Origin of the sequence: Segatella salivae DSM 15606 (assembly GCF_000185845.1) — a bacterium.
In the GTDB taxonomy this organism is placed as follows: Bacteria; Bacteroidota; Bacteroidia; order Bacteroidales; family Bacteroidaceae; genus Prevotella; species Prevotella salivae.
Genome location: NZ_GL629647.1, coordinates 2,112,990 through 2,128,274, shown reverse-complemented (window position 1 = coordinate 2,128,274; position 15,285 = coordinate 2,112,990). Strand labels below are relative to the sequence as shown.

At 42.4% G+C, this 15,285-nt stretch carries 14 protein-coding genes; 8 read left to right on the top strand and 6 right to left on the bottom strand.

Annotated elements, in window-relative coordinates:
* Nucleotides 1–76: 76 nt before the first annotated feature.
* The 6 genes from HMPREF9420_RS08495 to HMPREF9420_RS08465 all read left to right on the top strand — a co-directional run bounded on the left by HMPREF9420_RS08495 (nucleotide 77) and on the right by HMPREF9420_RS08465 (nucleotide 5,999).
* Nucleotides 77–925 (top strand): M48 family metallopeptidase, encoded by an 849-nt coding sequence (locus HMPREF9420_RS08495; protein ID WP_044078871.1) that lies wholly within the window; start codon nucleotides 77–79, stop codon nucleotides 923–925.
* Nucleotides 926–952: 27 nt separating this feature from the next.
* Entirely contained in the window at nucleotides 953–1,855 is a 903-nt protein-coding gene (locus HMPREF9420_RS08490) for a DUF1266 domain-containing protein (protein ID WP_007135195.1), read from the top strand.
* A 108-nt stretch (nucleotides 1,856–1,963) separates the two neighbouring features.
* A complete protein-coding gene (locus tag HMPREF9420_RS08485; RefSeq protein ID WP_007135194.1) occupies nucleotides 1,964–2,878 on the top strand; it encodes a DUF1266 domain-containing protein in 915 nt (304 codons plus the stop codon).
* 315 nt (nucleotides 2,879–3,193) lie between these two features.
* Nucleotides 3,194–4,399: a nicotinate phosphoribosyltransferase gene (gene pncB / locus HMPREF9420_RS08475; protein ID WP_007135192.1), complete on the top strand. Its 1,206-nt coding sequence runs from the start codon at nucleotides 3,194–3,196 to the stop codon at nucleotides 4,397–4,399.
* A gap of 30 nt (nucleotides 4,400–4,429) precedes the next feature.
* Complete coding sequence (locus HMPREF9420_RS08470) at nucleotides 4,430–4,657, top strand: tetrahydrofolate synthase (protein ID WP_211207524.1); 228 nt, start codon at nucleotides 4,430–4,432, stop codon at nucleotides 4,655–4,657.
* A 499-nt stretch (nucleotides 4,658–5,156) separates the two neighbouring features.
* On the top strand, nucleotides 5,157–5,999 hold the full coding sequence (locus HMPREF9420_RS08465; protein ID WP_044078868.1) for a PfkB family carbohydrate kinase: 843 nt from the start codon (nucleotides 5,157–5,159) through the stop codon (nucleotides 5,997–5,999).
* A gap of 1 nt (nucleotide 6,000) precedes the next feature.
* Here HMPREF9420_RS08465 and HMPREF9420_RS08460 read toward each other — a convergent pair whose 3' ends face one another.
* Together HMPREF9420_RS08460 and HMPREF9420_RS08450 are read right to left on the bottom strand one after the other, a co-directional pair.
* The gene (locus tag HMPREF9420_RS08460; RefSeq protein WP_007135189.1) at nucleotides 6,001–7,221 is read right to left on the bottom strand and encodes a uracil-xanthine permease family protein; all 1,221 of its coding nucleotides are present in this window, start codon (nucleotides 7,219–7,221) and stop codon (nucleotides 6,001–6,003) included.
* 270 nt (nucleotides 7,222–7,491) lie between these two features.
* Nucleotides 7,492–9,843 (bottom strand): TonB-dependent receptor, encoded by a 2,352-nt coding sequence (locus HMPREF9420_RS08450; RefSeq protein WP_147625716.1) that lies wholly within the window; start codon nucleotides 9,841–9,843, stop codon nucleotides 7,492–7,494.
* A 409-nt stretch (nucleotides 9,844–10,252) separates the two neighbouring features.
* Here HMPREF9420_RS08450 and dapF point away from each other — a divergent pair, with 409 nt between their 5' ends.
* Both dapF and HMPREF9420_RS08440 read left to right on the top strand, forming a co-directional pair.
* The gene (dapF, locus tag HMPREF9420_RS08445) at nucleotides 10,253–11,098 is read left to right on the top strand and encodes a diaminopimelate epimerase (protein WP_007135186.1); all 846 of its coding nucleotides are present in this window, start codon (nucleotides 10,253–10,255) and stop codon (nucleotides 11,096–11,098) included.
* A gap of 29 nt (nucleotides 11,099–11,127) precedes the next feature.
* The gene (locus tag HMPREF9420_RS08440; RefSeq protein WP_007135185.1) at nucleotides 11,128–12,348 is read left to right on the top strand and encodes an LL-diaminopimelate aminotransferase; all 1,221 of its coding nucleotides are present in this window, start codon (nucleotides 11,128–11,130) and stop codon (nucleotides 12,346–12,348) included.
* Nucleotides 12,349–13,083: 735 nt separating this feature from the next.
* Here the strand turns inward: HMPREF9420_RS08440 and HMPREF9420_RS13500 are convergent.
* The 4 genes from HMPREF9420_RS13500 to HMPREF9420_RS08425 form a co-directional block, all read right to left on the bottom strand.
* Entirely contained in the window at nucleotides 13,084–13,278 is a 195-nt protein-coding gene (locus HMPREF9420_RS13500; RefSeq protein WP_147625654.1) for a tetrahydrofolate synthase, read from the bottom strand.
* Nucleotides 13,279–13,341: 63 nt separating this feature from the next.
* Complete coding sequence (locus HMPREF9420_RS08435) at nucleotides 13,342–14,220, bottom strand: AraC family transcriptional regulator (RefSeq protein WP_007135183.1); 879 nt, start codon at nucleotides 14,218–14,220, stop codon at nucleotides 13,342–13,344.
* Nucleotides 14,221–14,329: 109 nt separating this feature from the next.
* Complete coding sequence (locus HMPREF9420_RS08430) at nucleotides 14,330–14,728, bottom strand: GtrA family protein (protein WP_007135182.1); 399 nt, start codon at nucleotides 14,726–14,728, stop codon at nucleotides 14,330–14,332.
* Entirely contained in the window at nucleotides 14,697–15,284 is a 588-nt protein-coding gene (locus tag HMPREF9420_RS08425; protein WP_007135181.1) for an HAD family hydrolase, read from the bottom strand. Before HMPREF9420_RS08425 ends, HMPREF9420_RS08430 begins: the two co-directional genes overlap by 32 nt.
* Nucleotide 15,285: the final 1 nt, after the last annotated feature.

The window sequence follows — 15,285 nt, the reverse complement described above, 5'->3', positions numbered from 1 at the left end:
GCAAGAGAATGCAGATTATGTTATTTTTTGTATACCTTTGTGGCATAATTTACACTTTTAAGACAAATAAAATTTTATGAACAAAACATTGTCAAGCATGCTTTTAGGTGCATGCTTCATGCTAAGTGCAACGCCATCTATGGCACAGTTCAACCTTAAAAAAGCTATTGGAGGAGCATCAAAGGCTGTAAAAGCAGCAACTTTAACCGATGCTGACGTAGCAAACTATGTGAAAGAATACATTGATTGGATGGATAAGCACAATCAAGTTTGCCCTGAAAACAATCCCTATTCTATTCGTTTGAAGAAATTAACTCAAGGACTTAACGACGTAGAAGGTATTCCTTTGAACTTCAAAGTCTATTATGTCACCGACGTAAATGCCTTTGCTTGCGCCGATGGTAGCGTGCGTGTGTTCTCTTCTTTGATGGACATCATGACCGATGATGAGTTACTTGGCGTCATAGGACACGAGATAGGACACGTTGCTCACAAGGATTCTAAGAATGCTTTCCGTACAGCTTTGCTCACATCGGCATTCAAAGATGGAGTCTCTTCCACGGGAGGTAAGGCCGCAACGCTTAGCGATTCACAGTTCGGAGAGCTTGGAGAAGCGTTGTTGAATGCTACATATTCGCAGAAGCAGGAAAGCAATGCAGACGCTTACGGCTATGACTTCTTGAAGAAAAATGGTAAGAATCCTTGGGCAATGGCTTTGTCGTTTGAGAAACTTAAGAAGCTCGAAGAGGACTCAGGTTACCAGAAAGACAGCAAGTTTAAGCGCATGTTCTCGTCTCATCCAGACTTAGATAAGCGCATAAAAGTAATGAGTGAGCGTGCAACGAAAGACGGTTTTGCTCGTCCAGAGAATAAGATGCCAGAGCAACCTGTTGTAAAGAAGGTCGTAAAAGGAAAGAAAAAATAACATCATTCAATTTATAAAATTACCTATATGAAGAAAAAACTGACAACAATCTTGGTAATAATGCTCTGCTTTGTGGCTCAATATGCAGAGGCTTTTCGCATTAGAGTCAAGGTGCCAAGCAGCAATCAAGGCGGTGGAGACAGTTCATCTTGGATTTCAACTGCCGTTATTTGTGGTATCATCCTTTACGTTGTAATAAAGTATTGGTCATTCTTTAAGCAGTTATTCCGCTTCTTTACCTCCAGCGCTAAGGTTGAAAAGAATACTGATTTGACGCAAGATCAACAACGAAAGCTATTGTTAAGTGGTGTATTTGCAGCACAAAAGGCAGCTTTATACAATGTTGTTAAGACGGGATTATCAGCAGATGAGCGTGAGAAGATGTTCAACCAAGGTTGGAATATCAGTGACCAAGCATCGGCAATCGAAACACTTGACTATTTGAAATTATCGGGTACACGTCGCTATTTCCCTCAAGTTGTCGAAGCTTTGAAGCTTAAAAACAAGCAAGAAATACAGCAATATCTCCGTGATACCTTTGAAGATAGCGAGGATATCAATAATTGTTGGGAGCAAGTTCAATTCGCTTTTGAGTCTATGGACCCTCTAATGAAGGAACACATCATTAGTAATGAGGCCGACTTTTCACGCATTGGACCCGATGCATGGGACGCTGGTCGTCTTGTGTTCATAGCCAGATTGTGTCGCGAAGCAAACTATATCAACGACGAACAACTTTGGAAATATGTTGATGCTGCAGACGAAATAGCACATAGAACGCTTACTTCTTGGGAAGACTTTGGTAAGAGTTACATCATTGGTCGTTGCTTGTGGTGTGGTGCTTCAAATTACTTCGAGGTGATGGCAGGCCATGCTAAGGACATGTATACTAAGCCAAATAGTCCTTGGAAGACTTTCCCTTTCGCATAATCAGAATCTAATCACGAGATGAAAATAAAGATGTTTCTTTATCAGCCGAATCAAATGGGCTGATAAAGAGACACTAAACACAAACTATAAAAATTAAAAACGAGCAATATGAAAAAGAGAATTATCTACAGTTTAGTATTGATGTTAGGCCTATATGCACAGGAAGCAATGGCTTTAAGATTTCGAATCAGAGTACCAAGTGGCTCATCTGACGGCTCAACAAGCGGCTATACATGGATTGTTTACATCATAGTTGGCGTGCTTATTGTCATTGGTTTATATCAATATTTCCTTAAAGCAAAGGCCACTTTACGCCAGTTTGGCAGTGGACTTCGAACGGATTCAAACTCAAATCTCAGTCAAGATCAACAGCGAAAGATGTTGCTTAGCGCCATCTATGCAGAGAATGATAAGTGTTATTTGAATGCTATTAAGACGGGATTAGTGAAAGATGATTGCGCAGAACTGCTCAAAAGAGACTGGGGTATCTATGACCATAGCTCGGCAATTGATGCTTTAGACGATCTGAAATTAGCGTGCACAAAAAACTATATGCCAAATATTGCAGAGGCATTCAAGTTGAAAGAGCAGAAAGCTATTGAGCAATATCTCAACGAAACGTTTGTAAACAAGAATGAAGCTAAGGCATGTTCTAAACAGATTGAACGCGCTTTCAAGACTATAGGCAATTTAGTTAAGGAAGGAATTGTTAGAGATGAGGCCGACTTTACACGTATAGGTGGCATTGGTTTTGAGGCAACTCGTCTGGTCTTTATTGCTCGTATGTGCGCTGAAAAGAAGTATATCAGCGAGGAAGAAATGTGGCAATATGTTGACTTTGTTGACGAATTAGTTCACAAATCGCTTTCTTCTTGGGAAGACTATGGCAAGAGTTACATCATCGGTTACACTCTTTGGGGTGCTGATAGCTATAGCATGGGTCAGACAAAGAAGATATTTAACAAGCTCGTTAGCGACCCAAAGAGTCCTTGGACGACTTTCTCTTTCGCTAAAAAGGCTTAATCTTTATAGATTATTCCCCATAGTTAAACATGTTATTTCACTCAGAAAGCATCCTTATTGGGTGCTTTCTTTCTTTTTCTTCTACTTTGTTTGCACGTGCTTTCCCTGCATTCTTTTCCGTGGAAAGCGTCACTTCGCCCAGCCATTTCTATTTCAAAATTCTTTCTTTTGTTTGCTTTATCTGCCTCAAATGTCGTATATTTGCACCAGACACAGCACGTTTTATGCATCTGAATGATGAGTTTCGCCTTTTCATTTCATTGATTTTGCTGACGAGTGTGTCTCAATAGGAATCATAAGAGCTTTCAAACGACAATGAAACAAATCATCAATCACTTCACAGATGATGACCTTTATAAGCTTTCTATGTGCTGTTCGGTCATCGATAATTACCCTCGTGCCCAAGTAAAATACCAGTTTGTAGACCGCAATAACACGGTATATCCCACTGGGTTTGCTGACGAATTGCGTCGTCAAATCGAAGCCTTAGAGGGCGTTATCATTACAGATGACGAGATAGATTTCATGAAACGGCGATGCAGTTACATGCCGCATTGGTTCTTTACTTACCTCCGTGGCTATAGGTTTTCACGCGAATGGGTCAACATTTCACAAGATATTGACGGGCATCTTCACGTGGAATTTGAAGGCAGTTGGTCGGATACCATCCTCTTAGAAGTAAAGGTTCTGGCGATGATCTCTGAGCTTTTCTACATCATGACAGGGCAGATTGCAAGGTTAGATTACGTGCAGTTGTATAACAAAACGTGTCAAAAAGCAGAACGATTGTTGACTGCTGGCTGTGTGTTTTCAGACTTTGGAACACGTCGACGCGCCTCTTTTGAAGCCGAAGATACGGTGGTTCGTGCATTGAAAGACACCTATCAGAGCCATGATTGGAAAGGAAGACTCGTGGGAACAAGCAATGTCTACATCGCCATGACCCACGATTTACAACCTGTTGGCACTATGGCGCATGAGTTTATTTGCGCGATTGGCGGTATGTTTGGACCGCAAATGGCCAATCATTTGGCTATGAACGCCTGGCGAAACACCTTCCGTGGTGCCCTCGGTACATATCTTTATGACTCTTTTGGATGGGATATCTTCTCGTTAAACTTCTCAGAAGACTTTGCAAATCTATTCAAAGGACTACGCATTGACTCTGGAAATAACCGCGAACAACTAATGAAAATCGTGGCGAAATATCGTTCACTTGGCATTGATTCTCGCACAAAACAGGTTGTGTTTTCAAATGCGTTAAACACTGATTCGGCAATAGAAATTCAACAATATGCAAAAGATTATTGCCTGCCTTCATTCGGAATAGGTACTCATTTCACTAATGATTTCGAAGGTATTGAGCCAATGAATATTGTCATTAAACTTGTTGCATCAAAAATAACAGAGTGTTGGCCCTACTATAATGATACATGTAAGCTCTCCGAAGACCTCGGAAAACACACCGGAAAGCCTGAAGTCATCCGCCGTTTTATGGAGGCTTTGCACATGAAAGAGTAGAAAACACCTCATCATTTGAATATTGCAACCATGCAACGTTATAAGCGTTGTGCCAATATTCCAATGGATACAACTATCATGGTAAATGTGGCAATAATGCAACGCCGTAGGTGTTATGCCGGTATTCCAATGAACAAATCTGCCACCATGAATATTCTCACCACGCAACTCGGTACGAGTTGTTCCTTTGATAGCCCGGGGTTGGCGAGGAACGAGCCTACCCCGGGTGAGCATTCGCAGGGAGATTCAACGCTGTAAGTGTTGAGTTTTCTTTGAGAAGGCGTGGGTATAGTGAGAGGATTCATGGTGGATTACGCTTAGAAAGCGTAACACCTATGGCGTTGAATAATAAAAAGCATAATATAATTTGCGTCATTTTACGCGACAATCTACGTCATTTCATGCGATAAAACACGGCAAATTATGCGATGAAATGCCCCAAATCATTTTACCTTTAATTCTTAACACCATCGCTACCCCTAATTAACCCCAAAACAACTCCCTCCATTTCCACAACTAACTACTCCCCTCCCTCTTCGGGGAACCATAGGTCGCTGTTCGTGAAGCCTGCGAAACGAGGAAAGCAAAGGGCTGGGAGTGAGGCTTTGTTTACCTCCCTTCATCTCCCCCACCATCATGAAACATTCTCTTAAACACTAGTAGTGGGAACCTCACAGAACACTAAAAACGAAACAAAAGTTTTCTTTTTATGAGTTTTTTTGTACCTTTGTGATGCTTAAAGTAAAAGTAACTGCGAATGAAAGATATATGCTGTATCGGGCATATCACCCGAGATAAGATTATCACTCCAAGCCAATCGGTCTCTATGTCGGGTGGAACGGCGTTCTATATGGCCTATGGTATTAACAATCTTCCCCATGATATAGCGTTTCAATTGGTAACGAAAGTTGGACCTGAATCATACGAAGAAGTAGATCGTATGCGTCAAGCGGGCATTGATGTCGTTTGTTATGACAGTGCAAAGAGTGTATATTTTGAGAACCGATATGGTATAGATAGCAATCAAAGAACACAGCGAGTGTTGGCTAAAGCCGACCCTTTTACCATAGAAGAAGTACTCCCTTTAGAGGCTAAAGTGTTTCATTTGGGCAGCTTGTTAGCCGATGATTTTCCAGTAGAGGTAGTCAAAGCGTTAGCCGAGAAGGGGCGTATTTCGATTGATGTACAGGGATATCTTCGTGAGGTTAGAGGTGAAAAAGTTTATGCTGTCAAATGGAATGACATGGAAGAGATACTTGCTTATACAGACATTCTAAAGCTTAATGAGCACGAAATGGAGATGATTACAAACTCAAAAGACCCACGCACGGTTGCTCTTCAAATGGCATCGTATGGCGTTCGGGAAGTAGTCATCACGTTAGGGAGCTTCGGCAGTCTTATTTATGCAGACAAACAGTTTTATGAAATCCCTGCCTATGAGCCGCGACAAGTAGTGGATGCCACGGGATGTGGCGATACTTACTCGGCAGGATACCTCTACATGCGCAGTCTTGGGGCTGACATTGAAGCCTCAGGTAAGTTTGCTGCTGCCATGTGTACATCGAAATTAGAGCACAATGGCCCATACGATGGGAAGTAAATCAAGACTTTTCGTCTTTCTTTTCTTCTGTAGTTTTCGTCTTAGGCAACAATAAATTCAACACAACACCAACCACAGCAGCGAGTCCTATGCCTGAAATGGCGAAGTTACCACTTGATAACACGGCGCCACCAAGACCCATTGTGAGCATCACCGACATGATAATGATGTTGCGAGTATCGTTCATATCCACCTTACGTTGCATGAGATTCTGCACTCCTACGCTTGCAATCGTTCCGAAAAGCAATAGCATTATTCCTCCAAGAACAGCCTTTGGAACACTCTGAAGCAGTGCACTGAGCTTGCCGATGACCGAGAACAATAAAGCAGTTGCAGCTGAAATGCGAATCACAGCAGGGCTCGTTACCTTTGTAATCGACATGGCTCCCGTCACTTCTGAATAGGTTGTCTCGGGTGGACCGCCAAGAAAGGCAGAGGCAAGGCAAGCTAAACCATCGCCAAACATTGTGCGATGAAGTCCTGGTTGGGCTACAAAGTCCTTCTTAGCAACGGCACTTACGACATAAACATCACCGATATGTTCGAGTACTGGGGCTATAGCGACGGGCAACATATATAGGAATGGTTCCCAACTGAAATGTGAAATGGTGTCGAATTTCACGGGAAAAGAGAACCAAGGTGCAGCTACTACACCGGCAAAATCGACTTGATGCATGAACAAAGCAACGATATATCCCACGACAACTCCAGCGATAATAGGAACTAATTTCATTAATCCTTTGGCGAAAGTAAGTATCATGATGGCCGTGAAAAGCGAGCAAAAAGCCAAAAACCAGTTTGATTTTGCCATATCAACTGCCGTACCCGAGAGTGAAAGACCAATCAAAATGATAACCGGTCCGATGACAACGGGAGGGAATAATCGGTTTAAGAGTCGCTTGCCTTGCCATTTAACAAGGGCACTCATGACGAAATATACAACGGAAACTGCCGTCAAACCAGAGAGTGTTCCGCTTAATCCCCACTGCTTAGATGCTTCATTTATTGGCGCAATAAAAGCGAAAGAAGAGCCTAAGAAGATAGGAACCTTCCACCTGGTTACATAGTGAAAGATGAACGTTCCAAGTCCAGCTGTGAACAAAGCTGTAGCTGGATTTATGCCCACTAATAACGGAACAAGGACTGTTGCGCCAAAGGCTACAAAGAGAAACTGTATGCCAACGATGACCTTTTTGCCTTGAGTTAGGTTTTCAGTATTCATGAATTAGGAAATGATTAAACGCATACAAAAGTACAAAAAAACTGTAAAGTAGAATCACTTTCTATCAGTTTGTTATGAAATTTCGGTCATAAAAACCTTGAAAGTCATAGGCAGAACTTCGTTGTTTAGCATATTCTCTACGTTGGGAAACAGCATTTTGAGGAATAAAGAAAAGCGCTTCATCAACGAAAAAGCCCTCCACCATATAATAAGGTGAAAGGCTTTGTGACATTTTATTATATAAAACGAATCGTCTATCGTTATCAAGAATCAATAAATTAACTTGATTCCAGCAAAGAAACAGCGTGGAATGGCAGGGCCATAGATATAGGCTGAGTCGCGTCCCCAACCCTTATCAAAGTCTTTTTGATAAGCGTTCGTGAGGTTTTGGATACCTGCATTCACCTGGAGTTTAACGTAATTGGAGATTGAAACGTCGTAGGCGAGCTTCATGTTCAACGTTAAGAACGTTGGCGTTTGTACGGCTTCAGGGGCTATAGTAGTGCCATCCATAAGAATATGTTCGGTATGTCCCACGAGCATGTGCCCCGTATAATTACCCGAAAGCGCTGCAGAGAAGTTCTTTAAAGGTGTGAATGACGCCGTGAAATAACCATAAACAGAAGGTGTTCTCATCATTTTCTTCTCCTTAGGAGCGTCTTCATTCCACTCAATTGGTTCGTCATAAAGACTCCGTTGCAAGGTTAATCCGGCCTGAAGTTGGAACCATTGCGTGAAAGCGGCTTTGCCTTCAAGATTCAATCCGAATACCTTTGCCCCACTACCATTATATCTTTCTTGCACGTTATTGCCTTCATTGTCTTGTATATTGAGTTCTCTGAGGGCGAAAACATCCTTTAAGTGTGTGTAGAAACCCTCGATAAGGAAGTTTGTTTGCACGCTTCCGATGGACTGATAAAGGTCGGCTGACAAGCTAAAACTATGCGAACGCTCTTCTTTTAAGCCTTTCGCCAAGCGGGTAACTAAGCGATTTCCGCCTGCAAAACCTACGTGAAGATCTTCATCAAAGGCTTGAGGTGCGCGGAAACCACTTGTATAACTGGCACGCAAATTGACGTTTTCCGTGGGATTAAACCTTAGATTTACGCGTGGACTAAATATCACTTTATCAATTAAATTGTGCTTATCGAAACGACCACCAAGCAGTAAACTCCATGCTTTATTCTTCCATTCATTCTGAAAATAAGCACTCGTAATTCTGGTTTTCTGGTTTAACAAGTGGTTGTATCCAATGACTTTATCTTCCAAAGCATCGTAATTATACTCCGTGCCGAGCGTCAAATCAGAAGGCATAAAGACTAACTTTGCAAACTGATGCACATATTGTAACCCCGTGACGGTAGTCAAATCAGTCGTCCTTCCATAAGCTTTTAGGGCATCTTCTATATCACTTTGGGTACCTTTTCCGATACCCCCGTAGTAGCTTTTTCGTGTGGTATTACTGAATGAAACGTAAGCTTTTAGGCGATCCTTATAATCCTTTGACATCCAATCGAAAGCCAAATTAGCCCCATTTATGTCGTGATCTAGCTGCTCAGCAATGTTAGCTTCATGGGCAACGAGGTCCAAACGATTTCCTCCTCTGCGGAATTCGCTGATGTTATGATACTGTAATGAGAGCTTCGAATAAGGCGAAAACTTATAGAAAGTGCTTAAACCAAAGGTCTGATTCTTTAGTTGTGGCAACTCAGTATAGCTGTCATGATCGTGATCAAAGCCTGGTCTGTAGTGGTGTTGTCCATATACATACATGCCCATTTTATTGTCTTCACTAACCAAAGAGACGTTAGCTGTGGTGTTGTTTTCAAACTTTCCACGTCCTTCTATGGATGTAATGGTGTGACTAAGTTCGGCAGAATTGCGCACAGGTTCTTTCGTTATGACGTTGATAGTGCCTCCAATTGCAGAAGCACCATATAGAGCTGAGCCACCGCCGCGCACCACTTCAATTCGTTCTATCATATTAGAAGGAATCTGTTCTAAGCCATAAACTCCATTGAGTGAAGTGAAAATAGGTCGCGAATCAATTAGAATCTGCGAGTAATGTCCATCCAAACCATTGATACGTACCTGTGAAAACCCACAATTTTGGCAGTTATCTTCCGTCCTAACTCCAGGCTGAAAGTTCAGTCCTTGGGCCATACACATGGCATTAGTTTGGTCAAACAATTTACTATCCAATACGTTAACAAGAGCTGGAGCCTCACGCCTTAGCGTCTGAGAGCGGTTAGCTGTGAGCACCACCTCATCCAAAGCGATAGCATCTTCGGTAAGCGTGAAGTTGACTTCTTGGGATACTTGCGACTTCGTTTCTACCTCTCGAGTCGCTGTTCTGTAGCCCATTGCCTTCACTTCTATTACATATTTGCCAATTGGAAGATTCTTAAGATAGTAATGTCCCGTAGCATCCGTGGTGGTAGAAAGCAGAGTTCCTCTCACCGTTACCGTCACATAAGGTAGGTGTTCTCCTGTCTTTAATTGAATCACATGGCCGTAAACATTGGCATCTGTCTGTTTATTCTCTCCATGTTCTTCGGCATTTGAGACCATTGGAACAATGCATAGCAATGCCAATATGAATGAAATAATCTTGGTTTTCATCATGTAAAAAAGGTTTAATTCATATAAGTTTATTTGTATTTGCAAAGATATCAACAAAGTTTTTAATATCAAATACCTAACAATAAGCATTTTATATTACAGCGAATACTTAAAGTTTATTATTAAGTTTTTATAAAATCGGCCTTTCATTCAATCTCATTTGTAATATAATTTGCATATAACCAGAATACGTTCTCTATCAAACCACTCATACGTTACAAAAAGATGATATTTCAACCACTATGCTTTCAGAACGCAAGTAATAAGTGCTGATTCGGTTAAAGTTTGTGATTTTCTTCAGAAAGAGCGTGCATTCGCCCCATAATTTGTTGCTTATTATTTGATAAGATGTTATTTTTGCATAGATAAAAAGGAAGTAAAAAGATTACGATAACACATTTATTCCATCATGTCTACAATGATTCATTTTACCAAAATGCATGGCGCGGGCAACGATTATATCTATGTCAACACGCTCAGTGAAGTCATACCACAGCCCGAAAAGGCTGCCATTGCATGGAGTCGCCCCCACTTTGGCATCGCAAGTGATGGCTTAGTACTCATCGGAAAGCCTTCCGACACATCACAAGCTGACTTCTCTATGCACATCTTTAATGCCGATGGATCAGAAGCTATGATGTGTGGTAATGCCAGCAGATGCATCGGAAAATATCTTTATGAGAAAGGACTCACAACACAAAAAGATATCCGTCTTGAGACGCTTTCTGGCATAAAGATTCTCCATTTGCACCTTGATGCCAACAATCATGTGGCAAGTGTGACAGTAGACATGCTCGAACCGCAGTTCAATGTGCCCGAACAATTCACGGGAAATCATCCTTCTCTCAGTGCAATTCCAGGCGCTCAAGAGGGTATTTTCGTATCAATGGGCAACCCACATTACGTGATTTTTGTCGACGATATCCATGCCATTGACTTAGAAAAGCATGGAAAACGACTCGAAAACGATGCTACTTTTCCCCAACGTTGCAATATAGAATTTGCGCAACTCACGGCTACTAACACGCTGCACACACGCGTATGGGAACGCGGAAGCGGTGTAACCATGGCATGCGGCACAGGAGCTTGTGCCACAGCCACAGCCGCCATACAAACCCAACGCACTCAACGTGAGGTAACTATCGACATGGATGGCGGAACATTGCAGGTGGAATGGAAGGCCGACAACAATCACATTTACTTATCAGGACCAGCTGCTTTCGTCTTCGAAGGCACGATTGCACTGCCCGAATAAACAGAGAATACAATTTAAAATAACATATTATGGCACTGATTAACGAACATTTCTTAAAGCTACCAGGTAGTTATCTCTTTGCAGATATAGCCAAAAAGGTTAATGCTTACAAGGTTTCTCACCCCCAACAACGTGTCATCAGTCTTGGCATTGGCGACGTTACACAACCTCTTTGCCCTGCCGTCATCAAGGCAATGCATAAGGCTACCGACGAAATGGCAAGGAAAGCAAGTTTCCGTGGCTATGGACCCGAACGTGGATATGACTTTCTTCGCGAAGCAATTATAAAGCATGATTATCTCTCTCGCGGTGTACACATCGACCCAAGTGAGGTGTTTATCAACGACGGAGCTAAGAGTGATACGGGTAATTTCCAAGAGATTCTGCGCTGGGATAACTCTATCGGTGTCACCGATCCCGTCTATCCTGTTTATATTGACAGCAATGCCATGATAGGACGCGCGGGAGTTTATGAAGCCGGTCGATGGAGTAGTGTGACTTATCTGCCTTGTACGGCCGAGAATAACTTTATCCCTTCGCTTCCAAATCACCGCGTAGATATGATTTATTTGTGCTATCCCAACAACCCAACAGGTACGGTTCTTACCAAAGAAGAACTCACCAAGTGGGTCAACTACGCTTTAGAAAATGATGCAATCATCCTCTATGACGCTGCATATCAAGCCTACATACGCAACGATTCCATTCCACATTCAATCTATGAGATACGTGGTGCGCGCAAGGTTGCAGTCGAATTTCGAAGCTATTCGAAAACAGCGGGCTTCACAGGAGTGCGTTGTGGCTACACCATTGTACCCAAAGAGGTTACAGCTTCCACACTAAACGGCGAACGAATTGCATTGAATGGCATTTGGGATCGACGTCAATGTACAAAGTTTAATGGTACAAGTTACATCAGTCAACGGGCGGCTGAGGCCATTTATACGCCTGAAGGACAACGTCAAGTGAAAGAAACCATCGACTACTACATGACAAATGCCTCCATCATGCGCGACACCTTGACTCGCTTGGGCTATCAAGTTTATGGCGGAGAAAACGCACCTTATCTCTGGGTTAAGACCCCAACAGGCACCGATAGCTGGCAATTCTTTGAACAACTACTCTATGGTGTAGGCGTGGTTTGCACTCCGGGGGTAGGTTTTGGACCAAGCGGTGAGGGCTACATACGCTTTACTGCCTTCGGAAACCGTGAGGATTGCCTCGAAGCTATGACGCGAATGACAAAATGAGGTGAGGGAAATAAAGCCTCACCCCCAGCCCTTTGCTTTCCTCGTTTCGCAGGCTTCACGAACAGCGACCTATGGTTCTCCGAAGAGGGAGGGGAGTAGTTAGCCTTGGAAATGGAGGGAGTTATTTAAAAGTTGATTAGAGGTGGTGATGTTGTTGATAATTAAAGGTGGAATGATGTGAGGAAAACAAAGCCTCTCCCCCAGCCCCTCCCCGAAAAGGGAGGGGAGTAGTTAGCCTTGGAAATGGAGGGAGTTGTTTTGGAGTTAGTTTGAAGTGGTGATGTTGTTGAGAATTAAAGGTAAAATGATTTGGGGCAAATCATCGCGTAAAATACGGCAAAACATGCAACCATTTGACGCAGATTATCGCATGAAATGGCGCAGTTTACATTGCCATTTGGTGCAAATTGTAACATGGGGTATTGGATATTGAATTATACCTTGATACATATCGTTTTACAAATCATTTGAACCCATGTTGTAGATAATGTTTACCCCCGCGAAACATTCCAAAAATTCATGTTGTAAAATAAAATAAATTGTATCAAAAAAGGTACATTTCAACGCCGTAGGTGTTGTGCTTTTGATAGCCCAGGGTTGCCAAACGATAGTGCAGGCTACCCTGGGTTAATGTATGTTTTGCGTGGAACAACGCCATAGGTGTTGCGCTTTTTTTGATTAATCTGCCATAAAAGGTTTTATTGTAAGTGTGCTTTCATAGAAAAAGCTCAACACCTACGGCGTTGAATCCCAATGCGAACGTTTACCCGGGGTAGGCTCGTTCCTCGCCAACCCCGGGCTATCAAAAGAACAACTCGTACCGAGTTGCGTAGTGAGAGCATTCATGCTGACAGATTTGTTCATTGAAATACCGGCATAACACCTACGGCGTTGCATTGTCTTAACATGCACCATAATAGATATATCCATTGAAATATTAGCGTGACACCTACGGCATTGCATAATGAACGCATTTGTAATAAGGGGAGATTACTATTTTCTATACTCCTTGGGACTAACTCCCGACTTCATCTTAAAGAAGTTTGTAAAGGCCGATTGGTCCTTAAACCCCAAATCAAATGCAAGTTCTCCTATCGGCTTATCAGTCATTCGGAGTTGTTTGCAGGCTTCACCATAGAGGAAACTCTGTAGATATCCGTTAACCGTATTGCCCGAAACTTCTTTCACAATGCGTGAAAGATAGGTGGGAGTGATATTCATTTGGGCGGCATAGAAATTGATTTGGCGTTGCTGTTTGAAGTTATTCGAAGCCAAATGAATAAAGATTTTAAAGATGTTTTCCTTATGTTTCAGGTCGTGAAGTCCTGTTACTCGATGACTGATTAGTTCGCGAATGTGCATCAACACCAAATGAACCAAGAAGCCAACCATTTCTTTTTTGTATACATGGGGCTGGTTAATGGTGCGCTCAATCTGCGTTACTATGCCTACAAACTCCGATGTTTGAGCTTCACTAAGCACCTTATACACATGGCCATCCAACACATTTAGTGAGATAACATCACGCAGATTGTCGTCACTTTTCACAATCTCTGCATAGAAAGTAGACTCTATCAACAACAGATATCCACAGAGTTCAGTGCTACATTGCAGACTTTCCACACGCTGCATTGGGGCTATGCGCAACACACTATGCTGTGAAAGATTGAGCTTTTCGTCATCTATATTGACCTCGGCAGCGCCATCTATCAAGATGAACACCGCATAAAAATGAACCAAATCAAGTTGATTTATCAGCAAACGAAAGTTAGATTCGTTCACCGAAGCTACGGCCACAACGGCTCCATAGGCTGTTGTGATGGCGTTATGTGCTATAAATTCAGGTAACGTATGCAGCTTTTCGGTTTTCATTTACTATCGTTTGACAGACAGATTATAGTCTTGCAAATTTACAAATTGTTTTGGATTATCACAATAGTTGCTATTGTTTTTGTCGCTTTCGGTATGTATTGGCAGGCTGTTACCGCTTCAAGAAGAATCTCACTAACAGGAAATTAACGGGCACGCAGACACAGAACATTGGCACAGGAGCAAGAGTTTTGCTAAAGCCTAAGGTGAGAAAGAGATGCAACATGAGGATTTGTAGTCCATAATTCACAACATGACAGAAGGCAAATCCAATTCCATGGCGTGCATTAGTCTTTACTTTGAAGGTGTAACGCGTACTGGCAATGAAGTTAAACACAAAGCTAACAGCGTATCCAATGGTGTTAGCAAGGGTTGGAGATGCCACAAACAACATCACCAAATAAACGCCATATTGAATCAATGTGGCTGAAAACCCGACGATTCCGAAGCGTAACACCTCGCCAAGTTGTTGTTGGTGTTTAGGACTTAAACGGTTGATAATGGGCTTCATCAGCATAGTTTAGCATTTCATTATCCCCTCGGCTGTCGCCAAAGGCAATGATATAATATTGTGAACGCGGCGCGGTGAGGAACTGTTTTACGCGGTTCACCTTCTCTATCCCATAGCAATTGCGCGTAGAGAAACGCCCCGTCAGTAGGCCATCTACCACTTCAAGTTGGGTGCCCACAACGACAACATGAGGCAAAAACGGCTGAACCCAGTTGTCAACACTAGCACTTACCACATAGACCTCACCTTGATTGCGAGCCTCATCAATGGCTTTCATGGCTTCAGAACGTAGGAGAGAGCGGTTATTGGCAGCGAAATTGCGACATAATTTGTTGAAATCCTCAAGCGATTTACCCTTGAAGAAATGAGAGAACACATGTTGTTTTGCCTTCCAATTTGGGTAGAGACGCAACTTCATCAGTAAGAGAAGAGGACTATATAAGGCAAAGCCTACGAGGCATTTCCATGTGCCTACAGCATATAGAATGAGTGCAACAAACGTGTCTTTTGTTGTAATTGTGCCGTCGAAATCAAAGAGATAAACCTTTTGTTTCATG